The 23,338-nt window shown below is 52.5% G+C and carries 20 protein-coding genes, 3 tRNA genes and 1 pseudogene; 7 read left to right on the top strand and 17 right to left on the bottom strand.

Annotated features, from left to right (window positions below; translation table 11 throughout):
- Window positions 1-3 precede the first annotated feature (3 nt).
- Together HMPREF3192_RS07100 and HMPREF3192_RS01620 are read left to right on the top strand one after the other, a co-directional pair.
- A pseudogene (locus tag HMPREF3192_RS07100) lies at window positions 4-296 on the top strand (transposase).
- Between the two features lie 205 nt (window positions 297-501).
- Window positions 502-1,173, top strand: a complete 672-nt coding sequence (locus HMPREF3192_RS01620; protein ID WP_156422824.1) for a hypothetical protein — start codon at window positions 502-504, stop codon at window positions 1,171-1,173.
- A gap of 85 nt (window positions 1,174-1,258) precedes the next feature.
- Here the strand turns inward: HMPREF3192_RS01620 and pgi are convergent, their stop codons facing one another.
- Together pgi and HMPREF3192_RS01630 are read right to left on the bottom strand one after the other, a co-directional pair.
- On the bottom strand, window positions 1,259-3,025 hold the full coding sequence (gene pgi / locus HMPREF3192_RS01625; protein ID WP_066304774.1) for a glucose-6-phosphate isomerase: 1,767 nt from the start codon (window positions 3,023-3,025) through the stop codon (window positions 1,259-1,261).
- 92 nt (window positions 3,026-3,117) lie between these two features.
- Window positions 3,118-3,663 (bottom strand): hypothetical protein, encoded by a 546-nt coding sequence (locus HMPREF3192_RS01630; RefSeq protein WP_066304775.1) that lies wholly within the window; start codon window positions 3,661-3,663, stop codon window positions 3,118-3,120.
- A gap of 275 nt (window positions 3,664-3,938) precedes the next feature.
- Here HMPREF3192_RS01630 and trxA point away from each other — a divergent pair, with 275 nt between their 5' ends.
- Entirely contained in the window at window positions 3,939-4,259 is a 321-nt protein-coding gene (trxA, locus tag HMPREF3192_RS01635) for a thioredoxin (RefSeq protein ID WP_066304777.1), read from the top strand.
- A 214-nt stretch (window positions 4,260-4,473) separates the two neighbouring features.
- On the opposite strand, the gene HMPREF3192_RS01640 is transcribed toward trxA, so the two are convergent.
- From HMPREF3192_RS01640 to HMPREF3192_RS01675, 8 genes are all read right to left on the bottom strand, one after another.
- Complete coding sequence (locus HMPREF3192_RS01640) at window positions 4,474-4,968, bottom strand: metallophosphoesterase family protein (RefSeq protein WP_231723326.1); 495 nt, start codon at window positions 4,966-4,968, stop codon at window positions 4,474-4,476.
- An 88-nt stretch (window positions 4,969-5,056) separates the two neighbouring features.
- Window positions 5,057-5,782 (bottom strand): LytR/AlgR family response regulator transcription factor, encoded by a 726-nt coding sequence (locus HMPREF3192_RS01645; protein ID WP_066304831.1) that lies wholly within the window; start codon window positions 5,780-5,782, stop codon window positions 5,057-5,059.
- A 201-nt stretch (window positions 5,783-5,983) separates the two neighbouring features.
- The gene (locus tag HMPREF3192_RS01650; protein WP_082715546.1) at window positions 5,984-7,285 is read right to left on the bottom strand and encodes a sensor histidine kinase; all 1,302 of its coding nucleotides are present in this window, start codon (window positions 7,283-7,285) and stop codon (window positions 5,984-5,986) included.
- Window positions 7,286-7,299: 14 nt separating this feature from the next.
- Window positions 7,300-7,944, bottom strand: a complete 645-nt coding sequence (locus HMPREF3192_RS01655; RefSeq protein WP_231723327.1) for a QueT transporter family protein — start codon at window positions 7,942-7,944, stop codon at window positions 7,300-7,302.
- Window positions 7,945-8,115: 171 nt separating this feature from the next.
- On the bottom strand, window positions 8,116-8,898 hold the full coding sequence (locus HMPREF3192_RS01660) for a hypothetical protein (protein ID WP_231723328.1): 783 nt from the start codon (window positions 8,896-8,898) through the stop codon (window positions 8,116-8,118).
- 277 nt (window positions 8,899-9,175) lie between these two features.
- On the bottom strand, window positions 9,176-10,393 hold the full coding sequence (locus tag HMPREF3192_RS01665; RefSeq protein WP_066304781.1) for an agmatine deiminase family protein: 1,218 nt from the start codon (window positions 10,391-10,393) through the stop codon (window positions 9,176-9,178).
- A 109-nt stretch (window positions 10,394-10,502) separates the two neighbouring features.
- A complete protein-coding gene (ptcA, locus tag HMPREF3192_RS01670; protein ID WP_066304783.1) occupies window positions 10,503-11,570 on the bottom strand; it encodes a putrescine carbamoyltransferase in 1,068 nt (355 codons plus the stop codon).
- Window positions 11,571-11,640: 70 nt separating this feature from the next.
- Window positions 11,641-13,086 carry an APC family permease gene (locus HMPREF3192_RS01675; RefSeq protein ID WP_066304784.1) on the bottom strand — a complete coding sequence of 482 codons (1,446 nt, stop codon included), beginning with the start codon at window positions 13,084-13,086 and terminating at the stop codon, window positions 11,641-11,643.
- A 314-nt stretch (window positions 13,087-13,400) separates the two neighbouring features.
- On the opposite strand from HMPREF3192_RS01675, the gene HMPREF3192_RS01680 reads away from it, so the two are divergent.
- Window positions 13,401-14,384: a helix-turn-helix transcriptional regulator gene (locus HMPREF3192_RS01680; RefSeq protein ID WP_066304785.1), complete on the top strand. Its 984-nt coding sequence runs from the start codon at window positions 13,401-13,403 to the stop codon at window positions 14,382-14,384.
- An 81-nt stretch (window positions 14,385-14,465) separates the two neighbouring features.
- On the opposite strand, the gene purH is transcribed toward HMPREF3192_RS01680, so the two are convergent.
- The 3 genes from purH to HMPREF3192_RS01695 all read right to left on the bottom strand — a co-directional run bounded on the left by purH (window position 14,466) and on the right by HMPREF3192_RS01695 (window position 20,070).
- A complete protein-coding gene (purH, locus tag HMPREF3192_RS01685; RefSeq protein ID WP_066304786.1) occupies window positions 14,466-16,166 on the bottom strand; it encodes a bifunctional phosphoribosylaminoimidazolecarboxamide formyltransferase/IMP cyclohydrolase in 1,701 nt (566 codons plus the stop codon).
- Window positions 16,167-16,439: 273 nt separating this feature from the next.
- A complete protein-coding gene (gene arcC, locus HMPREF3192_RS01690; protein ID WP_066304788.1) occupies window positions 16,440-17,399 on the bottom strand; it encodes a carbamate kinase in 960 nt (319 codons plus the stop codon).
- A 364-nt stretch (window positions 17,400-17,763) separates the two neighbouring features.
- Window positions 17,764-20,070: a DUF2207 domain-containing protein gene (locus tag HMPREF3192_RS01695; protein ID WP_197414534.1), complete on the bottom strand. Its 2,307-nt coding sequence runs from the start codon at window positions 20,068-20,070 to the stop codon at window positions 17,764-17,766.
- A gap of 273 nt (window positions 20,071-20,343) precedes the next feature.
- Here HMPREF3192_RS01695 and HMPREF3192_RS01705 point away from each other — a divergent pair.
- Window positions 20,344-20,434 (top strand) — tRNA-Ser (locus HMPREF3192_RS01705).
- A gap of 49 nt (window positions 20,435-20,483) precedes the next feature.
- On the opposite strand, the gene HMPREF3192_RS01710 is transcribed toward HMPREF3192_RS01705, so the two are convergent.
- Window positions 20,484-20,684, bottom strand: coding sequence for a DUF6290 family protein (locus tag HMPREF3192_RS01710; RefSeq protein ID WP_066304792.1), 201 nt, complete (start codon window positions 20,682-20,684; stop codon window positions 20,484-20,486).
- A 175-nt stretch (window positions 20,685-20,859) separates the two neighbouring features.
- Here HMPREF3192_RS01710 and HMPREF3192_RS01715 point away from each other — a divergent pair.
- A tRNA-Arg gene (locus HMPREF3192_RS01715) sits at window positions 20,860-20,936 on the top strand.
- 81 nt (window positions 20,937-21,017) lie between these two features.
- Here the strand turns inward: HMPREF3192_RS01715 and HMPREF3192_RS01720 are convergent.
- Both HMPREF3192_RS01720 and serS read right to left on the bottom strand, forming a co-directional pair.
- On the bottom strand, window positions 21,018-21,341 hold the full coding sequence (locus tag HMPREF3192_RS01720; protein ID WP_066304794.1) for a hypothetical protein: 324 nt from the start codon (window positions 21,339-21,341) through the stop codon (window positions 21,018-21,020).
- Between the two features lie 182 nt (window positions 21,342-21,523).
- Entirely contained in the window at window positions 21,524-22,810 is a 1,287-nt protein-coding gene (serS, locus tag HMPREF3192_RS01725) for a serine--tRNA ligase (RefSeq protein ID WP_066304795.1), read from the bottom strand.
- A gap of 115 nt (window positions 22,811-22,925) precedes the next feature.
- On the opposite strand from serS, the gene HMPREF3192_RS01730 reads away from it, so the two are divergent.
- Complete coding sequence (locus HMPREF3192_RS01730) at window positions 22,926-23,162, top strand: DUF6724 family protein (protein ID WP_066304797.1); 237 nt, start codon at window positions 22,926-22,928, stop codon at window positions 23,160-23,162.
- 22 nt (window positions 23,163-23,184) lie between these two features.
- Here the strand turns inward: HMPREF3192_RS01730 and HMPREF3192_RS01735 are convergent.
- Window positions 23,185-23,271, bottom strand: a tRNA-Leu gene (locus HMPREF3192_RS01735).
- Window positions 23,272-23,338: the final 67 nt, after the last annotated feature.

Raw genomic sequence — 23,338 nt, forward strand, 5'->3', positions numbered from 1 at the left:
ATTATGGATAGTCAAACTCAAGAGATCTGCAAGCGTAACAAGACCGTTAGAAATGGCTACAGGCAACGCAGGCTTATAACGACTGCTGGAAATATAACCTTGCGTGTCCCAAGGCTCAGACAAGGCAACTTTTCCCACAAGGCATCTTTGCGCGCTACAGCAAAGTAAATAAAGCTGTTGTGGCTGCAGTAAGCGAGATGTATGAGAAGGGCTTGTCAACACGAAAGATCAAAAAGGTAGCTCAAAAACTTGGTATAGAAGTCTTTGTGATATTGAGTACCCATATTTGTTTTTAGATGAAGCAAAGAAAGAACAACAAATGAAGAGACTTACAAGCAAGCTCGATTGCTCGTACAAACAGCACTCAGTCTAGCAGACGCAGAAGAAAAGGCGGCATAATGGTATAATGCAGAAAAATAAATTCAGGCATTTGGCTGTGCCGAATAGGGCCAAACACCAACTTTTTCTACACTACCGTTAGTTTCATATCGCAGAGGATTCATGATGAGTCAAGCACGCATTACCAGCACCACGCACTTTGATGAGCGCCTTTTTGAAGAGTACTTCGCCGCAAAAGATCGCCCTCTTAATCGGCGCGATGCATTGGTATTTGGCATAGGCGTAGGAATACTTTTTGGTATTTGGTTTTGGGCCGCTGTGCTCTATAACTTCAATCTGAATGCGCTTGGCTGGGTTTTTGGTATTATCTGCGGAGCCTTTTTTGTAGTAAGCCTCGTTGAGGCATGGACGGGCGCCACCATCTTTTGGCCCCGCCGCCTGTGGACAAAGACGTACCAGCGCTTTTTTATGCGCCATGGTGCTGACTGCTCTTTGCCACGCCCTTGGTCATGCACGCTACGTAGCTATGTCGCACCGAATTCGGTTGAGATGAGCTATCTTGCTGGCGATGCTAGCCATGTCGTGCTTTCGCAATCCTATAAAAAATTTGAGCGCATTATGGTGACCAAACACCTGATCGTTTTGATCACGCGTTTTGATCTGGGGAACCCTTTTTCCTTGCGGAGCCGCAGCCCCTACCCCGACAAACTTATGGATCGAGAACTCACTGAGGATGCTATTTTTTGTCGTGGCAATATCACCGATATGCAGGGCAAACCTATGAGTGATGAAGACTTCATCAACTATGTGGGGCGCAAGATTATGCGACGTTAATTGCTAGTGTTGGCGCTAGTGGCGGCGCAGCAATGCGCGAGCGCGGCACGACAATGATATCAAGCCGCGCCCAGTGGACCAACTATTAGTGGCGGCGCTTTTCTCGATAGAACATAATAAGCGATTGCGTTGATTGATCTTGTTGCTTTAAGGCCGTATCGTCATGAAATGCAGGCGTGATTTCGTGTGCAAGCTGTTTGCCCAGCTCAACACCCCACTGATCGTAAGAATTAATATCCCAGATGCTTCCTTCAACAAAAGTAATATGCTCATAGAGGCTCACGAGCTCGCCGAGCGCAAAAGGCGTAAGCTTCTCGCCAAAAATGGAAGTCGTGGGACGGTCTCCTTCGAAGACGCGGGCAGCGACCATCCATTCAGCCGTGCCTTCGGCGCGTACTTCGTCGGGGGTTTTACCAAACGCGAGCGCCTTAGTTTGTGCAAGGAAGTTTCCGAGGAGGAGCTCGTGTACGTCCTGCAATGTGTCTTGCGTAGGGTGAACGGGGTTGGCAAAAGCAATAAAGTCGCAGGGAATTTTTCGTGTTCCTTGGTGAATAAGCTGGTAAAATGCATGCTGGCCGTTGGTTCCTGGCTCGCCCCAAAACAGCTCACCCGTCTGCGTGGTAACGGACGTGCCGTCCCAACGAACAGATTTTCCGTTTGACTCCATTGTCAGTTGTTGCAAATAGGCTGGAAAGCGATGAAGGTGCTGATCGTAAGGCAATACAGCATGCGAGCCCATGCCAAAGAAGTTTACGTACCAAATATTGAGGAGCCCCATGAGGACGGGGACATTTTGTTGCAATGGTGTATTGAGAAAATGCTGGTCCATAGCATAAAATCCGCGGAGCAGCTCTTCAAAACGCTCAGGCCCGAAAGCTATGATGAGTGCAAGACCCACGGCTGAATCGACGGAATAGCGTCCTCCAACCCAATCCCAGAAGCCAAAGGCGTTGTCGGGGTTGATGCCAAACTCGCGCACGAGCTCTAGGTTGGTGGAGACCGCGACGAAGTGGTGTTCGATGGCATCGGCGGCGGTTGGGAACGTAGCAGGGGCGGTTGCGGTTGCGGCGCTGGCTGCAGATACTGCGTTTGCTGGGGCGTCGTCTTGCGCAATCACGCCAGCCTTACGTAGCTCATCGAGCAGCCACGTTTTTGCACAACGGGCATTCGTTAAAGTTTCTAGCGTGGTAAAGGTTTTGGATACCACAATAAACAGCGTTGTTTGCGGATCAAGATCGGCGGTTTTCTCAGCAAGATCCGTTGGATCGATGTTAGAGACAAAGCGACACTGAATGCCTACGTCGGCATAGGATTTGAGCGCCTCGTACATCATGAAGGGACCCAGGTCGGAGCCGCCAATGCCGATCGAGACGACCGTTTTGATGCGCTTGCCCGTCACGCCGCACCAACGACCCGCGCGAACGTCCTCGGCAAAACGATACATGCGCTGCAAAACCTCACGCACGTCGGCGACGACATCCTGACCGTCTACCAGTAGTTTTCCTGCCTGATCTGCGGGGCGGCGAAGCGCGGTATGCAACACGGCGCGATTCTCGGTAGTGTTGAGGTGCTCTCCCGCAAACATTGCGTCGCGACGAGACTCAATGCCCATCTCGCGCGCCAGATCACACAAAAGCTCGACCGTCGTGGGTGTCATAAGGTTCTTTGAGAGGTCAAACAGCAGGTCATTTACTTTAAAACTAAAGCGGGCTGTTCTGTTGGGGTCCTGAGAAAACCACGCCTTGAGCAGGTGCTTATTGTTGAAGACTTCCTGCTTGTGCTCCTGCAAGCGAGCCCACGCTTGTGTGGTGGTTGGATCTTTGGGCGTGTGCATGGTGGGTTTCTCGGACATGATGGTTCCTCTCCTGCTATGGTTCGTGACAACGGCGTGTGACGGCAGCTTTTTGTGCCGACGGATTTGTGCTGATGGATTGCGGCGATGGATTAAAACGGCTCGCCCAAAGGAGCAAGCTGCTTAAGATACTGCCAGACCTCGCGTTTCTTATCTTCCTGCACAAGCACAGCCTCGAAGTTGCCCAGATTCATGATGCGAATGCCCAACAAGTAGGCAACTACGCCAGCGTCGAGCATGGCGGCCTCAAGTTTTTCGAGGCTTGCTAACTCGTCTGCATACGACTCGCACACCACGTCACGCGCTTGCGGATCGCACACGATAATCGTTTCGGGGTCAAAGCTCGCGATGGCTTGACGCAGCAGGTCTGGTGACAGGACTTGCCCAGTGCGTGCGCAGGTAGCAAGTCCTGCCCATGCCTGCGGCGCATAGCCCAAACGGTCGAGGGCTGCACGCAACGCTTTTCCGTCCTGTCCAGAAAAAAGACTTACTTGGTCAGCCTCGTTAAGACTGCCTTTTACAAAAAGCACCTGGGCGGCCGAGTTGCCCGACATATAAACACCCTGTTCAGAAAGATCCATAAACTCTTCCTTTGTCTTCTCGATATATGCGCGTTTATAGCGATCTCGTAAGGTCATAGCTGTTCTTTCGCGTCTACACGGCTGGACGAAGGGCTGAGCTTGCGAGTCGAGTTGCTGCTGGCTACTGCTGGCTGTCTTTAACCGAACCGTGTCTACAATTCACTCATATTCGTATAAAACAAATTGTACCGTGCGATTCAATTATGTGAAGCTGGGTACAAAAAATGTAAGTGAGAATACTGTACCAGTACAGCATCATGGGTGGCGCATCATTTTTTACGCGCTGGGCACAGAGTGTGCAGGGGTGCTGGGGCTGGGCGAATGGAGGAATTATGGCAACGCAACGCTTGACGAGCGCAGCTTTTGAGGCATCGGTCGTCAACAACACCAAACCAGTACTTGTTGATTTTTGGGCTTCTTGGTGCGGTCCCTGCCGTGCGCTTGGTCCTGTCATCGAGGAAGTTTCCGACGAGCTGAGCGACCTTATTGACGTGTACAAATGCAACGTCGATGACGAGGCCGACCTTGCCACCAAATTCCACATCGTTTCGATCCCCACGCTTATCCTTTTTAAGGATGGTCAAGCGATTCACACCATGGTTGGCAATATGCCTAAGGCGGATCTCATTAAAGAGATTAAGCAGCAGCTGTAAGTTGTACGCGAGCGCGTTGTAAACTGAAGGCTGTGCGCGGCTGCCGTGGGCTGTAAGCTGTGCGCGGCTGCCGCGCTCGGTAGCAACGCACATATGGCTGATTGTTAAACTGCTCGACGAGAAGTTCATCTGAACTGGTCGCCGAGTAGTTTTTTGTTGTTGATGAGGCTTGTTGCAAGAGCTTGCTGTGACGAGTGCTTGCCGTGCGATTTTGTTATTCGTCGAGCAAGATGATATCGGACGAGATAATCTTTTTGCCGCGCAACACGATTCTGCCGCAACTCGGACCCATGGCTGTACGCGGATAGGTTGGGCTTCCTGGGTTCATAATGAGACAGCCCGAGGGATCGTTCTCGATATACGGACGATGCGTGTGTCCGCAAATAGCAACGTCGCAAGTCTCGGGCTCAAGCATTTCACGATAATGGCACACCATCCAGCGCAGCCCGCCAATACTAAAGCGAGTGATTTTTTTCACCTGTGGGCCGTAGGTGTAGCAGTAGTCATTGTTGCCCAAGCAGGCGTAGATGGGTGCCAAGCGGTTGAGCTCGTCCAAGTTGCTCGGAGAACAGATATCTCCCGCGTGCACGAGGTAGTCGTTTTTCTTGAGCTCGGCTAAAAGTGCCTCGGAGAGAAACCCATGCGTGTCGCTTACGATGCCGACCGAAATTTCTTGTTCGAGCTGATCGTCGGCTTGCTGCATATCCATTGTTCTCGCCCCTACTCTTTATACTGGCGCCGACTGAGGCACTGGCGCCACTCCAAACGTTGACACTACCTGGACGCTGGCGTCTCTACTAAATACCAAGCGCACGCTTCAACGCCACAACCCGTCTGCGCGAAACGGAAATCTTTTTGTCGGGAATACCGCTGAGACCAAGCTGCAAAATACCGCTCGCAACCCCCTCGACATTCTCGACATACTCAAGATTAACAATGTAGCCCCGATGCACGCGGAAAAATCCGTGCTCGGTGAGCTTATCTTCGAGCTGCGCCAACGACGTCGTCGACAAATAGCGGTCCACATCGGTGTAGATGCAGGAATAATCATCCTTGGCTTCGATAAAACGAATGGAATCGATGGGGACGAGTACTTTGCGGCCGGCCTTCTCGACAGGAATACGCTCCACGGCGCCGCGGCTGTCCGTCGTCTCAAGAGGAAGCATGCGATTTTGCACCTTGTTGAGGGCTTGGATCAGACGCTCGCTTTCGACCGGCTTCATCAAATAATCAACCGCGTTGACGTCGAAGGCGTCCAGGGCGTACTCGCTGTGTGCTGTTACAAAAACAATGGCGGGAGGATTTTTGAGCTTGTGCATGGCCTCTGCCAGCTGCATACCAGTGGTTTTGGGCATCGAGATGTCCATAAATAGAATATCTGGACGACCTTCCATGAGCTTCTCGACAGCTTGGCGTGCGTTCGAAGCCTCGACGATCTGGTTGATGCGTCCTGTCTCTTTGAGCAAAAAGATCAACTCAGAACGTGCCGGTGCTTCATCATCAACAATCATCGCTGAAAGCATGTGCAACACTCCGTTCTTCAATGCGATAAACACATCTAATAATAGCAAAAAGCGGACGTTGTTTGCAGTTTTCGAATATACCGAGGTCAGGTGGGCGCTCGCGGCAGACTGATGCAGGATACGCGATGTGGCGTGTGGCGATGGCGCTGCGGGAGTGCGTGGCAACAAGTGCGACAGGCGGAGGCGTGCGCGGCGCACGTCTTAGCTCGCGGCGTTCGCCAAACGAATGGTGACTGACGTGCCCTCGTCAGGACGAGACATAATTTCGATCCCCGATTCGGCGCCAAAAATGTGCTCGATACGCTCGCGCACGTTATACAGTGCAATGCCCGTGCCCTTATCGCCCGACGAAACCGTCGTGCCTTGCGCGTGGGCCACAAGGCGTGCAGCGTCGTCTTCGTCCATGCCAAGACCATCGTCCGTAACAGAAATAAGCACGTCATCGCCCTCGGTTGTCACATGAATGTCAATGTGCAGGGGCCGATCGTCGCGCATGGCATGACGCACGGCATTCTCGACAATGGGCTGAATAATAAACGCGGGTACCAAAATTTCCTCGCAGCCCGCCTCCACATACTCGTGCTCGATAATGCGGTCGGCGCCAAAGCGCGCGTGCTCAAAGCCCAGATAGCGCTTTGTTTGCTCCAGCTCTTTGGCGATCGCGATAAGCGCTTCCGAATTCTCGAGCGTCTGACGATAAAACGACGCGAACTCGCGCAGCAGCTCGCGGGCGCGCATAGGATCGGTGCGCGTCAGCGCCGCAATCGTGTTGATTGTATTAAATAAAAAGTGCGGATTGATTTGCGCCTGCAACGCCTTGACCTCGGCCTTTGCCGTAAGCTCAGCCTGGCGCTCCAGCTCCCCCGCCGAAAGCTGAATAGACAGCAACTTTGACAAGCCTTTTACCAACTCAAACTGCGGGCGATTCGCCTTGTGTGGATTGCGATAGTAAAACTTCACGACCCCGATGGTCTTATCGCGAACACGAAGTGGACCGAGAATACTCGCAGGAATGATGTATTCGCCATTTTGTGCACGGACCGCAATCTGCTTGAAGATCGCCGTTTTGCCAGACTGCAGCACGCTTTTGGTCGCGTTGGTGTAGATGGGCGTTCCTGGCGGGCACAGCGCCATGTCGGCACCCTCGTAGCCCAGCACAAACTTTGTGTTGGTAACCACCACGGCATCGGCATCGGTATATTTCAGCATTATTTTGCAGATGGTGGCCGCATTTTGATAGTTGATGCCGCCCTGTAAGGTTTCGGACAGATGTGATGCAGCATGCAGCACGCGCCGAATGGCATTGGCACGAATCTCTTGCGGATAAAAAACACCGCCGAGCACCAGCACAAAGACAAATACCAATGCCGACGGCATGACAATTTCGAGCGCGAGGGTGTCGTTTTGGATAAGCACGACCAACAGCAAACCAATCGCAATAATCCCGCAAACGCTACCAGCAATGCATATAATCTGATAGCCGCGTTCGTCGAGACGTTTCATAGCTGTTCCTAACCCTATTTTCCTGCGATTCCCTGCGAGGCATCAAATTCTTGCGAGGCATTAAACTCCTGCGAGATCTTTTGCATAAACGGTACTCTCGCAAGGGCCGCTGCCAATGGTAAGCCTACTACATAAAGTACTACAGCTTCGCCTAATCCTGTAGTAATAAAACCAAACAAGTACATAAAAATGTAGGAACCCTCGAGCGAAATAGAGGTGAAGGGAATGGTATAAAATCCGAGCCCTGACAAAATGATGGGCAAATACGCAGGGACGATAATGGCATTAGCCAGCACGGGTCCTGAAAACGCGCAAAGACGGTTCTTGCGAAGTCTCCAGGTAAACCATGCCGCCAACAAGGTGGCAAGCGAACCAAAGATGACGTCTAGCAGACCGAGAACCCCAGAGCCGCTCGCAATGATGTTATATACATTAGCGATGATGCAACCAAGGGTGAGCCCTGGGATTGCCTCGGGCGTAAACAACGCTAAAACACACAGCGCCTCGGAAACCCTAAATTGAATGGGTCCCCATGCAAGACCACTTAATGCGGTAAGCGTCACAATGGATGCAGCTGCATATACGGCGGCGATAACACCAATACGTGCGATGTTTTGTTCCTTCAGTTCCTTTATCAGGCCTGTTTTTGTATTTGACACTCGTATACTCCTCACAACCAAAAACAGTTGTTTTAGTCTAGCGCATTTCGCGCGGGTCGCTTTGCAAAGTTTTGGCGCCTTCCTAAGCTTCTACAGATTTTTTAAGCTTTTTGAAGGGTTGCGGACTTGTTTGTATGTCTTTAGCCTTGCTGCACAGTCAGACGCATGCATCTACTGCGCAGCTTGCTTGTGCGACTTTTTGTGCGGGAGCTCCAACAGTGCCTGATAGCTGTCATACATCTTTTGTGCCACTCTTGACTGAGTTTTTGTGTCATTCTTTTTTTGCCCAAGCGCAATGCCGTATTCGTCTGATGCCAAAAACAGCTGGTCATAGGCTATTTGCTGAACGCTCACCTTTTGGAGAAGTTCGGTGTCATGTATAACCGTAATGCCAAGTGTGTGCGCCAAATCGCTTATAAGCGATCCTACTGCCGAAAAAGAAACCTGCTCATCAATACCCACGCGCAGCACATCGTCGTGTACAAGCCACAAGGTTTCGGGAACTATTCCCGTTTTGTGGGCTTCGTGGCACGCTTCGTTTGCACGCTGTACAAGCTGCTTTTCCGAGGTAAAGAGCAAATCTTGATAAGGACCTACGGACATAACTGCCTGGCCTTGTGTATCGATTACGAGCATGAGCACGCCATCGGGATGGTCGGCTGCACCCGACCGCAAGGTACCTTCTAGGTGCTGCTTTGCCCATGCGATGAGTTTGGTGGAAACTGGTTTACCCTGCACCTGCCTTTTGCCCAGCGCACGCAAGTGACGATTTTCTAAGGGAAGTGTTGCAGCGCTTAAGCGCCAACGGCAGATAAGTGCTGGCGTGCCCAGGTGAAAGTTGTGTAGCTGTTCTTCTTCGACGGCGTCGGTGGTGCTGACACCTGTAATAGCGCCTGTAGATGCTGCTTCTGCGATAGCAGCATCTACAAGCTTTTTAGCATTTTTTGATCCCATAAACTTCCCTTAGGTTTGGCAACGTGATTTTTATTTCTCTATTGTACCTATGTCAGGTTGTGTATATCTAACAAAGCTCTATTGGTAGAAAATGTGGGTTGTGCGGGAGATGTGTGGTTTTTTGTCGTAAGCGGCAGTCAAAACAAAAAGTCCAAAGCTTGGAATGGTGTTCGCAGCTCTCATTGCCACAAGCCTCTTCTCATCACTTTGAACTTTTGTAAGAGTCTATCACTATGTCGTTAGGACAGCAGCGCAAAACGCAAAACGACAGCGCAGCTTACTTCTTAACAGCAACAGGCGCAGGCTCTTGCTGCGTAATGCAGTGAATGTTGCCTCCGCCATATACAACCTGCTCGGACTGAACGCCAACAACCTTGTACACGTCCTTGCCCCAAACCTCGTCGTACATGTCCTGCAGCGTCTTGATAGCAAGCTCGTCGTTCTTATCGCCATACTGCGGGGTAATGACACCCTTGTTGGTAACCAGATAATTCATGTACGAAGCGATGAGCGGTTCGTCGGCAACACGCGGCTCAGCGTTCTCATCGATGTCGATGGAGTCACAGGCCTCTTGCGTCATATACAGAGGCTTGGCGGGCATGGGCAGCTTATAAAGCTTGAAGGAGCGGCCTTTGGCGTCCGTTGCCTTCGACAAAGTTTCGTAAGCAGCGTGACACTGCTTGTAGAACGGATACTCAGGGTCATCGGTCCAAATAACAGCAACAACGCCAGGAGCAATAAAGGTCGCAACGTCATCGATGTGGCCGTTGGTCTCTTCGGGGTCGATGCCCTCCTTTACCCAGATGACCTTCTTAACACCCAAATACTTCTTGAGCTGCTCGTTCATGTACTCGCGCAGCTCCTCGCTCCAAGGCTCGTACTTCAGCGTGTAGTATGGCCAAATGCCCGCGTCGGGCTCCTCCACACGAATGACGGACGCGGTGCGGCCGGGCGACAGCAGGCACTGGTCCGTGACAATCACGGTACCCTCACCGTCGACAGTAATGGAGCCGCCCTCCAAAATCATTTCGTCTGGGCGATAACGACGCACGCCCGCGAGCTCGGCCATCTTCATCGCGATTTGCTCGTCCTTGTCCCAGGGGAAGTACAGTCCGTCGATAAGACCGCCGTAGGCATTAAAGTGCCAATGAACTGCGCGTTTGTTGCCCTTATCGTCAATAACAAAAGTTGCAGCGGTGTCGCGGAACCAAGCATCATCGGTGGTCATTTCCACAACGGTGACATTCTCATCATCCTCAAAGACGGCCTTCGCGTTTGCATAATCGGCCTGGTTGACACACATGGTCACTGGAGTGAACTCGGCAATCGCGCGGGCAATCTCGGCGTACTGCTCCTGCGCGGGCTTCGCGCCATGGGCCCAGGTGTCGGTGCGGTGAGGCCAACCCATCCACACACGGGTTTGAGGAGCAAACTCAGCTGGCATGTAAAAACCATCTGCCAAAGGAGTGGACTCAGACTCAGTAATCGTACGCATAAAAACCTCCTAACATCGTGCGCCATGCCTTGTGCGCGGCGCTTTGGTGCACTTTGGTGCGCGTGCGCGCCTTCGCAGACGCATGCGCTGGACTTCTGTGCCAGCGCGTTTATGCTTGCAGTGCTTCAATTTTGTTGAGTGCGGCGTGCAACTCAGCTTTTGCGGAATAGTCAACACCCTCGTCGAGCAGCGGCGTTCGTGTGGCAAACGTCGCCAGCAGAGCGCGAATAGAGTGCTTGCGGTTCTCGGCCTCGTCCCAGCACAGAGAGCGCTTGGGGTCGTCCATAACCTCGTCGGTCACTTCCTCGTTGCGCGTTGCGGGTAGACAGTGCATAAACTTGGCATTGGGACCCGCATAATTCATCATATCCATGGTGACCTGGTACTTTGGATAGAACACATCCATGTAATTCTCGCCAGACGCCTCTTGGTCATACAGGCCGTACCACACGTCGGTGTAGATAAAATCGGCGCTCTTGATACACGAAATGTCATCCGAGATGGTAATCGTGCCACCCGAAAGCTTGCAGTTCTTTTGACCGATCGCCAACAGGTCGATCTTCTCCACTGCGTCTGCTACCTGCAGGCCACCGTCGATGATCTGATGGCCACGCGGACCAAACTGGACAAAGTGCATGCCGATCTTCGAGCAGATGAACATCAGCGACACGCATACCTGCGTCGCGTCGCCCACAAAGGCCAGCGTGCAATCCTCAATGCGCTTGCCTTCGGGCAGATTCTCGAGCATGGTGAGAAGATCGCCGAGCTCCTGCGTGGGGTGGTTGAACTCCGACATGCCATTGATGACGCCCACAGCCGAGCCTTCAGCCAGACCCACCACATCCTTGTGACGGTCAACTCGTGCCATAAGCACGTCGAGCAGCGAGCCCATGACGCGAGCAGTATCGCCGAGCGACTCGTGGCCACCGAGCTGGATGGTGCCTGGACCATAAAACTGGGCGTGACCACCAAGATCGGTCATGGCCGTCTCGAACGCGATGCGCGTACGAGTCGAAACCTGCTGGAAGATCATGCCTAGCGATTTGTTGCGCAGCAGGTGCGGATAATACCCGTCAACCTTGATGGCCTTCTTGAGGGCAAGGGCAAGATCCTCGATAGCAAGAAGCTGCTCTTTAGTGAAATCATTGGAATCGATATAGTCTTTTGGCATTGCCATGTGTTTACTCCTTTTCTTGCGCGGCTGTCGCGTGCGGTTGGCCGCAGTCGGTGACCAGCGCGGTTGCGGCTTACTTGGTTGAGGCGTCGGTTGCGGCTTGGGCGGTGGCCTCGGCGGCTTCGTCGCGCAGACGCTTCTGCGCGAGCTCAACCGTCAGGCCCTTATAAATCTTCGTCCTGCCCCTCGCCGACCACAGTCGCACGAATTCGCCGAGTACGATAAACAACACCGTGCCGATTAAAAAATTCCAATTTCCTTCGGCGATGGGTAGCGCCACGGTCGCCAGAATACAAAGCACAAGCTCAATGGCAGGAATGACCAGCATCAGAATCTGCAGGCCGCCCTCAAAGGGGAACCTAAAAACGCGTGGACGCGAGGTGTCGACCTTGCGAAGCTTCAAAAATGCGGGGAACATCGGAATGTACGAGATGAGCAAAAAGACCACGTTGAGCGAGAAGAGCATCCAAAAGATGTTGTTCGAAATCGCTTCATTAGGGATGAGCTGCAGACACAGCGCGAGTGACGCCACGACGCCGTCGATAATGGCGGCTCCGTTGGGCATGCCCGTCTTGGAACTCTCGTACGCAAAAATCTTGGGCATATTGCCATGCTTAGCTGCATAATCGGCAACGAAGTTCACACCGAAAGACCACGAGGCCATGTTGGCAAACAGCGTCAGCAAAAATGCCACGGCGATAATACCAAACAGCGGAGAGGTTCCCACCATGTTCTTGACGGCGTAGATCATGCCGAAGTCGGGGTCAATGGCATCGGAGGGAATCGCAGCACCAATACCAAACGAGGCAAACAGATAAATGCCAGCAATCGCAAGGCCGCCCAAAATAATGGCCTTGGGGATGTCCTTTTCGGGCTTAGCCATATCGGAGGCAAAGGTACAAATAACCTCAAAGCCCATGAAGTTAAACAGGATGATGGAAAGGTTTGTGATAGCCGTCATGTCAAAACTCGGCACAAACGTGGCGGGCGACATGTCGGAAGCGAAGCCATTTTGCGTTGCATACCAAATGCCCAGGCTACCCACGCATACCGCGATAGCGACCTTTACCAAAGCGCCGCCATTTAAAAGCCAGACCGAATCCGAAACTTTCGAGAAGGAAATGAGCACGACAATCCACACAAAGGCCAGCTCAACAAGCATGGTGGTCAGCAGCGTGAACTGAATACCAAAGACCATCTCTAAGATGGAGGGGAACAGTGTCGCGCAGGACGCAATCCACAAGGGATAATTAATCCAGTAGTACCACGCAATGCGAGAACCCCAGGTGTCACCAAAGGCATCGCGGATCCAGTCGTACAAGCCGCCGTCCGAGTCGTAGGTCGTACCAAGTTCGGCAACAACCATGCCGTAAGGCAGCAAAAAGGTGAGGATAAGAAACACCCACCAGAAAAATTGTGTATTGCCAATAGCCGCTGCAGGCGCTGCTGCCTCTGCGACAAACACGACGCAAATAACAGAAAGAATAACGCTCATGAAGCTGAACTTTTTCTTACTCATCAGCAACCTCCCTTCGTTTGATGGCGCCGATCTTCTCGTCAGATCTTCTCGCCGAGCTTCTCGCAAGATGCGATCTGCGCGATCAGACAGAGGCGCCTCGCTTAATGAATACAGGTGTAATGCGCGCATTCGTTATATTCACCATTGCGCATATTGTTGGGGAGGTCGAGATTATTTAAGTTTATTGTCTGTTAGCATTTTTAAACCGCTATAAACCCCGTGTCTAAACAGGTAAAGCACTCGTTTGTTATACACTGAGATTCAGGGCAATCCCCACGATAGTCCCTAAGAAACGCGCTCACGAGGGGGTGTAGATGCATCTGTTTTTCTTTATATATACCCTTATCTTACTGTTCATTTGTATTGTGACGGCAAGCATCTGTAGTGCCGCCTACGCTGTTTCGCGGCGCAAAAGATACATTCCGCAAGCGCTGTTTTTTATCTTCTATTTCATCGAACTCTCGAGCATTTTTGGCGCCGAATGGCTCGTGCAAAATATTTCGCACATCGGGCCGCATAATTACTACGCTGTCGACAACCCCATCTTTAGGACCCTCATTGGCGCTGCTATTCTTTTCTGTTTTTGGTACGTCATCTTAGACATCGTTGACGTGCACGCGCGCCACGTCATTGTGGTTCCCACGCTGGTATTTATCGTCTGCTGCGCGCTCATTTTGAACTTCATGCCGTACGGCGCAGCTCGACAATGGCTATTTTATACTGCGCGTCAGGTGTCGCTGGCGGCATGCCTTATGTATGCACACCACGCCTACAAGCGCAAAGACGATGCCATTATGCAGCAGCGCATCACCAAGCGTTCGCGCTCCGTTCAGATTTTATCCTTCTGCATTGCCTGCATTATTCTGGAGGACTCGCTCGTAATTTTGGGCTTGCCCATTCCTGGAAAAGATAGTGTTTTTGCAGCACTATTCTTGTCATCGCGCAATTTTTCCGAAAACGCCATGATGCTCTATTTGGCATACAGCGTGATTCGCCCAGCTTTTGATATTTTGGTGTTGCATTTTAATGAGCCGCCCGAGCCGCGTGACGATAAGGTCGAAACGAAACTGCTCGCCGAGCACATTAAGGATCGCCTTCCCGCTTACGCAACCAACCATAAGCTTTCGAGGCGCGAGCGACAAATTCTTGAGCTCGTCATGCAGGGCAAAAGCAATCGCGAAATTGCCACGATGCTCATCTTGGCCGAGGGCACCATTAAGACGCATCTGCATAATATTATGAAAAAATGCAATCAGCCTTCGCGAGAAGCCCTGCAACGCGACTTTTGGGCGAGCTAGGTGCGCGTGCAGCTTGGTGCGGGAATCGCAGGCGGGAAGTGGGGCGAGCCAGGCAAGACGGAAGCGTGGACATCCACGACGTTAGTGCCTAAAGTGGCGCACACCCGTAAAGACCATCGCGATACCGTGCTCGTCGCAGGCCTGAATCGACTCCTCGTCACGCACCGAACCCCCTGGCTGAATAATGGCCGAAACGCCATACTGTGCCAAAAGTTCAACGGCATCCTTAAAGGGGAAGAATGCATCCGAGGCCGCCACCAGGCCTTCTTTTGCAATGTTCATACGTTCGCAAGCATGATGTGCGCGCTCGCACGCAAGTAGCGCCGCATCCACGCGATTGGGCTGACCGGGCCCCATGCCAAGACCAGCCTTGTCTTTTGCAACCAGAATCGCGTTGGACTTGACTGTTTTGCAAACCTTCCAAGCAAAGAGCAGATCTTCCATCTCTTTGTTCGTCGGCTGGCGCTTGGTGGGGATACTAAAGCTCGCGACCTTCTCGTCAACATGGTCGATATCTTGCACCAACAGGCCGCCATCGACCGTGCGAATCTCTTTGCCCGTCGTTTTATCGATGCCACCTGTCGCCAAGACGCGCATGTTCTTGCGTTTGGACAGGCGCGCGAGGGCCTCGTCGGTGTAGCTGGGTGCAATCATGACCTCGACAAACTGCTTGTTGTCATTGGCAAAGTGCTGGACGAGCGATAAGGGCACCTCGCGATTCACGGCGATAATACCGCCGAATGCTGAGGTGGGGTCGCAAGCAAAAGCGCGGTCATAGGCCTCGGTCACATCGGAAGCCGTGGCGGAGCCGCAGGGATTTTGGTGCTTGAGGATGATCACCGCAGGTTCGTCGAGCTCGCGCACCGCTGTCCATGCTGCATCGGTGTCGAGCAGGTTATTGTACGAAAGTGGCTTTCCCTGCAGTTGCTGGGCACGCGCCAAGGAGTGCGGCGTTGCTTGCGGGTTTCGGTAAAATGCGGCAGTTTGATGGGGGTTCTCGCCATAGCGCAGCGACTGCTGCTTGTAGACCGAAAGCTGCAGGATTTCGGGGAGACTGTCGTGGGCGGGATTGTCGTGCTGGTCAACCAATTGTGTGGCAGGCTGATTGGGCTGCGGCTGCGCCTGTTGCTCGGCCGCGATCTGCTCACCCAACCACTCGGCAATCGTATGATCGTATGCCGCGGTCGTGGCATAGACCTTGCGCGCAAGGCGACGCCTGGTGGCAAGTGTCGTAGCACCTGCATGCGCGTGCATCTCGGCAAGAACGGCCTCGTAATCTGCAGGATCTGTCACTACGGTTACAAAATCGTTGTTCTTTGCTGCCGAACGGAGCATGGAAGGGCCACCGATATCAATGTGCTCGATGGCGCCGTCGAAGGTCACATCTGGTTGCGCGATGGTCTTCTCGAACTCGTACAAATTGACGCACACCAGATCAATCATGACAATATCGTGCTTGCGAGCGTCTAACAGGTGCTGCTCATTATCGCGGCGGCACAAAAGACCACCATGTACGCGAGGATGCAGGGTCTTCACGCGACCGTCCATCATCTCGGGAAATCCCGTGTACGCTTCGATGGGCGTCACCGAAATACCTGCTTGCGATAAGACCTGCGCCGTGCCGCCCGTAGAAATAATTTCGACGCCAAACTCGTCATGCAGCGCGCGGACAAAATCCACGACGCCCGTCTTGTCGGTCACCGAAACCAGCGCGCGTTTAATGGGCAATTCTTTGCGAAAGGTCGTATTGGCAGATGAGGCAGTGTGGGGCGCGACAGCCATGAATTCTCCTTTGTGCAAGCGTTGTGCGAGGTAGATATTGTCGAATCAACCTTGTGCGAATCAAACCATCAAATACATTCTAAGCAAAGCCGCGCGTTGTTGGTGATGCAAACCCACAAACTTAAAAGAACCCACAAAAGCGTGGTGCAACACACATAGAACAGCGCATGTGTCGATGGTATTCGCACATAAAAAAGGAACCCGCACGAAGCAGGTTCCTTTATATGCTTGTATGTCCTTATCGACCGCGCGGTCTTCTCGACAAACGCAAGCTTATGCGTGGATGCGAGTTCCCGAAAGACCAGCCATAGCCTCGGCAGCCTTGTCCAAAGAACCAATGATGCAGGTGCGGCCTGGACGGCTCTCCGCAAACTTAACAGCAGCGCGAACCTTGGGCTCCATGGAGCCCTTACCAAACTGACCTTGTGCGAGGTACTCGCGAGCCTGCTCGCAGGTGATGTCGTCGAGATCCTCCTGGTTGGGCTTGCCAAAGTTGATGGCTACGTGGTCAACAGCGGTGAGCAACACCAAAGTGTCCGCAGCGCAGTCCTCGGCCAGAAGCTCGCCACCCATGTCCTTATCGATAACAGCAGCGATGCCCTTGTAAGCACCCTTGTCGCTGTAGTCACGAACCACGGGGATGCCGCCACCACCGCAAGCGATAACGATAAACTCGTTGTCAAGAAGGTTAAGAATGGACTCATTCTCGACGATCTTCTTAGGCTCGGGGGAAGCGACAACACGACGGTAACCGCGACCGGAGTCCTCGACGAACTGCATCTCGGGGTGTGCGGCCTTCTCGGCATCTGCCTGCTCTTTGGTCAAGAAAGCGCCGATGGGCTTGGTGGGGTTCTGGAACGCGGAATCCTCGGGGTCAACCTCGATCTGCGTTACAACAGAAGCCACGTGCCAACGCTTGTACGACTTGTGCATAGCAGCACCAATTGCCTGCTGCAGGTGGTAACCAATGTAACCCTGGCTCATAGCGCCACACTCGGGAAGATCCATGGTAGGGATCGACGAGTCGGTCTGGTTGGCATAGGTGAATGCCTTTTGAATCATGCCGACCTGAGGGCCGTTACCGTGGGTAATGATGATCTCGTTACCCTGCTCGATGACCTTCAGCAAAATGGGAGCTGCGTTACGAACGCGCTCGATTTGCTCTTCTGGGGTATTACCTAAAGCGTTGCCACCAAGAGCGATGACAACACGGCTTGCGCCTAACTTTGCCATTGTGTCTCCTTTTTGTACCTAGACTACGTAGACGGACCAATCATTCTTCATTCTTCGCAAGCAACTCGCGTTCCGCTGGCGAGAAACTCGCGCGAATGAGCACGTGAAACAAACGCGCTAACGTATGCATAATAGCGCTTCACGGATGCAACCACTACCACCTTAGGTTATCTATCAACGAACGGTAGTTTTTAGCCGCTGTTACAGCAGATAGCGCATAAAATTTCACGAGAACTTCAAAATAAATACCGCTCGGCTTTTCGTCCTGCCGATAAGACCGCGCGAAGGGTGCGCTCGCACGAATATTGCATAAAGTCTTGCGTTTTTGTGATTTCATGCAATATTGTGCGCGCTGGCTCTGTGGCTAGAAGGCACCACCGCCTCCACCGCCACCGAAGCCGCCACCTCCGCCGCCAGAAAAGCCACTGCCGCCTCCGCCAAACGAACCGCCCGACAAAGAATTGAGCGACGAAGCCGCTGCCACATCATGCGCCCGCGATACCGCCGAATCAAAGCTTGTATACAGTGGTCGGTAGCTGTAGGGCGAGGTATAGAACCACGGATACACGTCAACCTGGTCGACGTTGGGAACATACTGCAGCATTGCCTGTGTAAGCTCCTCGATGACCTGCTGTGAAACGCCAAGCGCTACTGCAAGGACCAAAATTCTGTTCCAAAGCACAATGTCGCCAGGGACCGCTTCCTTAAGGCGCGTGAAGTCCCTCACCCAACGCTCGAAAGCCCTCAGCTTGGCGCGAGTTTCGCAAGCCTCACTCGAGAGCTCGTCCATGGCCCACACGAGACGCACGTGCATCACAACCATGACCACAATGGTGATGGCAATGCCCGAGGCAAAGAGGAGCCCGTTAACGCCTGGCACTCCTTCAATGAGCAGGTACAACCCCGCACCAAAAGTGAGTAAAAACACGATCAGCACGATGCCTTCAAGCGCCAGCGCAATGCCCTTATGATTGTTGTGCTCGTCCACAAAGAAGTTTCTCTCGAGGGCCTGTGCCTCGGCTTTTGCCTTCCAGGATTCAAACCAGCTCGTGTAGGTTTTGGGAGAGGTGCGCGCCGCGCGATTAAATGCCTTGCTCGATACCTGGAACAACACGCCACCAGTCGCGATGTCGCCTGCACCAAACCCGCCAGCTCCCACGCCAGTCTTCTCGCCAGCGATGCCGCCCGCATCCACATCCGCCTCGTCATCTTCGTAGGCGGCCTCGAGGTCGGCATCATACTCGTCATCCTCGGTAAAGGCATCAACGATGCTGCCGAGCAAGCCCTTGCGCTTCTTCTTGTTCTTTTTCTTCTCTTCTTTCTCGTACACCTTTTGTAAAATTTGATACGTCTGTTTGTCGAGAGGATCGGTGAGCTCGTCGGCCGACTTCAAAACCAAGATGATGAGCTCTTCGTCTTTGCGCGGCTTGCCCGCTTTGGTGAGCGCTGGCGCAACCTTAATCACTTTTTGAGCGCTGAGGTGCATAAGCGCGGTGACGAAGTCCTGCTCGCTTGCATGACCATTCCGCATGAGCAGCGTATAGAGCACGGGGTGATCTTTGGTGGGCGCGTCACGGAAATACGTATCATCAAACTGTGGCGTATGCAGACGCTTGTAGCGCCTGTAGAGCATAAAGGCTACGACGGCCGTCGCGACAACCGAGGCTGGCAACACTCCAAAGAAGAGCACATGATATGCCTGCATAAAGCTGCGCAAAAATGCCTGATGACGCGCAATGCGCTCACGTGCTGCTTCGCGACGCGCGTTGGCCTGTTCGGCCCATTCTTTTTCCTCCTGCAGCACGGTATCCAAGTGAGCAGGGCCTGAAGGCTTGACCTGACTGACCCAGCTGGTGGGAAAAATCACGCGTGCCTCAGCAAACTCACTCGTGCCCACTTCGGGAGTTTTATACAAAATGGCATTCGGATTGTTGTCTTCATGCACAGAGCCCAGCAGGTTGCCGTGGCCCCAAGCGCGCACGTTGTCGCCCTGCCTCATCTTGTCATTGGCAGGCACGGGCAAGACGATGCGGCAGGTCACATTCTTGGAAACATTGTCCCAACCGTCAGACACAAACTTCCAGTACAGCTCAGCGCAGTCCGACCACACCGACACGGCGTTCTGAACACGATACGAAATTTTGTAGGTTGCGCTGCCGTTGCGGACCTTATTAAAAAGCTTGATTTGTTTAACGCCGTCATCCTGCTGCACCTGAAATGTCTGGTTATCTTCGGAATCCGACTCCTCAAACTGCTTCTCGGCAGGCTGTCCGTCGAGCTGCGTCATCCCCGCACGAATGTCGGTGACCTTCAGCTCCCGGCCTTGGTAGGTGCCCTCGGAGATACGCCAATACACGCCGTTAAATTTCCCTTCAAACGAAAACGTGCGCTTCTCGACCACGTCCAGCGAACCGTCGGTGTTGACGCTGGCCTCGATATCGACGGCTGTCATCTCGTAATCTTTGGCCAGTGCTTGCTGCGGAACAAACAGCATCATCACAGCTAGCACGATGCTAACGAGAAGACCCACAAACCCCGCTCCTGACAATCGGGCTGGCGAGAAGACCGATCCTCTCAATGCGTTTGCCGACGCGCTTGGCAAGCTGTCTACCGCGGTATTCGCCGAGGTTTTTGCCTCAGGGGTTGCCGATGTATTTGTGTGTGTATTCATCGATCCTCCGAAAACCATCTGCTGACGCTTCGCGTGTGTTGGATACGCATGCGCGAGCTCATATGTCAGCGTGCATACACATGCTAAATTTTACCCTATTGCAGCGCATACCATCTCATGGTTTGTCCATGGTTTGCAAGACGTTTTGGCTGCTTTTTTCCGCATGCTTTGCCTCGCATGCTTTGCCCTGTTATTTTGAAATTTTACTCAAAAATAAAAGTGGGACTAACAAAATTGTTCAGAGTACGGTATGATTCCTAGACGTATATCATTGGAGAGTTGACCGAGAGGCTGAAGGTGCTCGCCTGCTAAGCGAGTATAGGATAAAATCCTATCTGGGGTTCGAATCCCCAACTCTCCGCCAGATAATAACAAGCGTCTACCCGCATTTTTGCTGGTAGACGCTTTTTTATTTAGCCAGTCTGCTTTGTTTGCTCGGTCGTTTTTGCTTGTTTTTTCATTTCTTCCTGCTGGGTTTGCTGTAGATCAAGCTCATCCCAAAACTCACTTATGGGATGAGTTTTAAGAGTTCCAGCGGCCTTCTGCGCTTCGCACTCTTCAAAAATACGCAGGTCATACTCATCCTCTGAAACGCCCGTATTACTGGCCGACATGTTTATTCTCCTTTTTGTTCGCAGCATACATATGTGGTGAGCTGCACTTAATTCGTCTACTTGTGCCCATCTTAACGTAACAACCGCTCTTTACCGCGCCTTAGCCACGCGGGTAAAACTTTCTAAATTCAAGCTTGACACCCCCTAGGCAAGGTGTCATTATAATAAAGTACTTGCGGCGTTACCTCAGCTGGATAGAGGGCCTGACTACGAATCAGGACGTCACAGGTTCGAATCCTGTACGCCGCACCACGTTGTATGCAAAAACCAGAGCCTGGCTCTGGTTTTTTTGTTATAGCAAAGCTCTGCCAACCCTGCCCAACATCCACCGCTTCACGCGGGACGAAACTTAATAAAGTTCCCCGCCTCAATGGAATACTGGTAGATAATCTCGCACCTATCCAACACATCCATCAAGTCAATAAGATAGTAATCATCCTGCTTTAACTTGTCATACAGCACCTGCACAAGACTGTCGTATGAACATTGCAGCAAGCGCTCCAACCCAGCGCTCTGCGTGGGAGCAATGCGTATACTGTGTACATAGCGATCTGTATCAAAAATCGCAATAACTTCTTGACTTCGAAGCTCCTCTTTGACGTAGACCCACCCTTTATTGTTTTGTGAAATAGCAATGAGTTTATGTTCTGCACACATCGTAGCCCCCTTACGTTTCTTCTAAGCTAGTATAGCAAAAACAGAACATATGTTCTATTCTTTTTTAAGAAAAAACTCTTTTGCGGGCAGGACGCATCTAGCAGATGGGCGCTCACCCACAAAAGAGCTTCTCAAGAACAGCGTTTAAGGTATTGCTATACACAGCCTACGCTACACACAGACTACGCAAGAGGCGTGATCTTCTCGACACCTCCCATATAAGGAACAAGCACCTCGGGGACCGTAATGGAGCCATCCTCGTTTTGGTAGTTTTCCATAATGGCAGCCATGGCGCGGCCCACCGCAAGGCCCGAGCCGTTAAGGGTGTGCACGAGGCGCGTTCCCTTAAACTCGTTGGGGTCCTTGTAGCGAATGTTGGCGCGGCGTGCCTGGAAGTCCCAGCAGTTGGAGCAGGACGAGATCTCTTTGTAATTGTTGTAGCTCGGGAGCCACACTTCGATGTCATAGCACTTGCGAGCCGAAAAACCGATATCGCCCGTGCAAAGCGTCACCACGCGATAGGGCAAGCCAAGCTTTTGCAAGAGCAGCTCCGCCTCGGCGACCATGGACTCGAGCTGGTTCATGGAGTCTTCTGGTTTAGCAAACTTCACCATCTCGACCTTATCGAACTGGTGCACGCGAATGATGCCGCGGGTATCGCGGCCAGCACTTCCTGCCTCTTCGCGGAAGCAGGGCGTGAAGGCCGTATACCACAGCGGGAGCTGTGAGGCGTCCAAAATTTCATCGCGGTGGATGTTGGTCAGCTGTACCTCAGCCGTTGGAATAAGGTACAGGTTGGGCTGCACGTGATAAAGGTCTTCATCGAACTTGGGAAGTTGACCCGTACCAAACAGTGACTCGTGGTTGGTAATGACGGGCGTCCACCACTCTTTGAAGCCCGCCTCCAGATGCGTATTAATAAAGAAGTTGATGAGCGCGCGCTCCATGCGAGCACCCATACCGCCCAGCAGATAAAAACGCGTGCCTACCAGCTTAACGCCACGCTCAAAATCAATCATGCCTGTTTGAGGGGCCAAATCCCAGTGCGCTTGCGGATCAAACCCAAACTCACGCGGAGTGCCCCAGCGGCGAACCTCGGGATTCTCGGAATCATCTTTGCCGTAGGGAACGGTCTCGTCGGGGATGTTAGGGATGGCACTTACCAGCGCAAAGAGTTCGTCCTCGACAGCGCTGCGCTTCTCGTCCAGCTCGGCGATACGGTCCTTTTGGGAAGATACCTGCTGCTTTGCCTCCTCAGCTTCCTGCGTTTTGCCTTCGTGCATCAGAAGACCAATGCGCTTGGAAATTGCATTGCGCTCGGCCTGGAGCTTCTCTTGCTTGGTGATGGCCAGGCGGCGCTGCTCGTCCAATTCAAAAAAGCGCTCGCGATCCCAGTGTGCGTTTTGGCGCGATGCACAGGCCTTATCGACAACATCGGGATTCTCTCGTACAAACTTAATATCGAGCATTACGGTGCCTTCCTTACGTGACTTAAAACCTCGTAAATATTTAAAGTATACTTGTATCTTACTCGGAAATATACTTGTATCTTGCACAGAAAGATACAGCGGAAAGGTATTTCATATGGCTCTCATAGGAGAACTTTTTAATCGCATTGGGGAATTGCTTGGCTGGCTTTTTCACACTCGTGTTGGTGTCGGTGTTTTGCTGGTCATAGGCGTTGTAATTTGCGGCGTCGCGGCAGCCATGTTGGAGCGTCGCAGCCGAGAGCTGTATTACGATCACGGCGACCCCGACGACGAGAGCGACGAGAGCGGCTGGAACCCTTTTGACGACAATTCTGACGATACAAGCGAGTAGCTGCGCAAAGGCGCATAAAAAATGGTGCGGGCGAAAGGACTTGAACCTTCATGAGCGTGAGCTCATACGGACCTGAACCGTACGCGTCTGCCAATTCCGCCACGCCCGCATACAGGCAGATTTTACCCCGAACTTTTGCCTTCTGGCAAGCGCTAAGGGTAAAATATTTTAAATAC

It is taken from the genome of Atopobium deltae, assembly GCF_001552785.1.
In the GTDB taxonomy this organism is placed as follows: Bacteria; Actinomycetota; Coriobacteriia; order Coriobacteriales; family Atopobiaceae; genus Atopobium; species Atopobium deltae.

Excerpts from the sequence above, each read along its gene's own strand:
- HMPREF3192_RS01720 (WP_066304794.1), bottom strand. The coding sequence starts at position 21,341 with ATGTGTGCAGAACATAAACTCATTGCTATTTCACAAAACAATAAAGGG.
- HMPREF3192_RS01710 (WP_066304792.1), bottom strand. The coding sequence starts at position 20,684 with ATGTCGGCCAGTAATACGGGCGTTTCAGAGGATGAGTATGACCTGCGT.
- HMPREF3192_RS01660 (WP_231723328.1), bottom strand. The coding sequence starts at position 8,898 with ATGGGATCAAAAAATGCTAAAAAGCTTGTAGATGCTGCTATCGCAGAA.
- trxA (WP_066304777.1), top strand. The coding sequence starts at position 3,939 with ATGGCAACGCAACGCTTGACGAGCGCAGCTTTTGAGGCATCGGTCGTC.
- HMPREF3192_RS01730 (WP_066304797.1), top strand. The coding sequence starts at position 22,926 with ATGGCTCTCATAGGAGAACTTTTTAATCGCATTGGGGAATTGCTTGGC.
- HMPREF3192_RS01695 (WP_197414534.1), bottom strand. The coding sequence starts at position 20,070 with ATGAATACACACACAAATACATCGGCAACCCCTGAGGCAAAAACCTCG.
- HMPREF3192_RS01645 (WP_066304831.1), bottom strand. The coding sequence starts at position 5,782 with ATGCTTTCAGCGATGATTGTTGATGATGAAGCACCGGCACGTTCTGAG.
- pgi (WP_066304774.1), bottom strand. The coding sequence starts at position 3,025 with ATGTCCGAGAAACCCACCATGCACACGCCCAAAGATCCAACCACCACA.
- arcC (WP_066304788.1), bottom strand. The coding sequence starts at position 17,399 with ATGGCAAAGTTAGGCGCAAGCCGTGTTGTCATCGCTCTTGGTGGCAAC.
- ptcA (WP_066304783.1), bottom strand. The coding sequence starts at position 11,570 with ATGGCAATGCCAAAAGACTATATCGATTCCAATGATTTCACTAAAGAG.
- HMPREF3192_RS01620 (WP_156422824.1), top strand. The coding sequence starts at position 502 with ATGATGAGTCAAGCACGCATTACCAGCACCACGCACTTTGATGAGCGC.
- HMPREF3192_RS01665 (WP_066304781.1), bottom strand. The coding sequence starts at position 10,393 with ATGCGTACGATTACTGAGTCTGAGTCCACTCCTTTGGCAGATGGTTTT.
- purH (WP_066304786.1), bottom strand. The coding sequence starts at position 16,166 with ATGGCTGTCGCGCCCCACACTGCCTCATCTGCCAATACGACCTTTCGC.
- HMPREF3192_RS01675 (WP_066304784.1), bottom strand. The coding sequence starts at position 13,086 with ATGAGTAAGAAAAAGTTCAGCTTCATGAGCGTTATTCTTTCTGTTATT.
- HMPREF3192_RS01640 (WP_231723326.1), bottom strand. The coding sequence starts at position 4,968 with ATGGATATGCAGCAAGCCGACGATCAGCTCGAACAAGAAATTTCGGTC.
- HMPREF3192_RS01650 (WP_082715546.1), bottom strand. The coding sequence starts at position 7,285 with ATGAAACGTCTCGACGAACGCGGCTATCAGATTATATGCATTGCTGGT.
- HMPREF3192_RS01680 (WP_066304785.1), top strand. The coding sequence starts at position 13,401 with ATGCATCTGTTTTTCTTTATATATACCCTTATCTTACTGTTCATTTGT.
- HMPREF3192_RS01630 (WP_066304775.1), bottom strand. The coding sequence starts at position 3,663 with ATGACCTTACGAGATCGCTATAAACGCGCATATATCGAGAAGACAAAG.
- serS (WP_066304795.1), bottom strand. The coding sequence starts at position 22,810 with ATGCTCGATATTAAGTTTGTACGAGAGAATCCCGATGTTGTCGATAAG.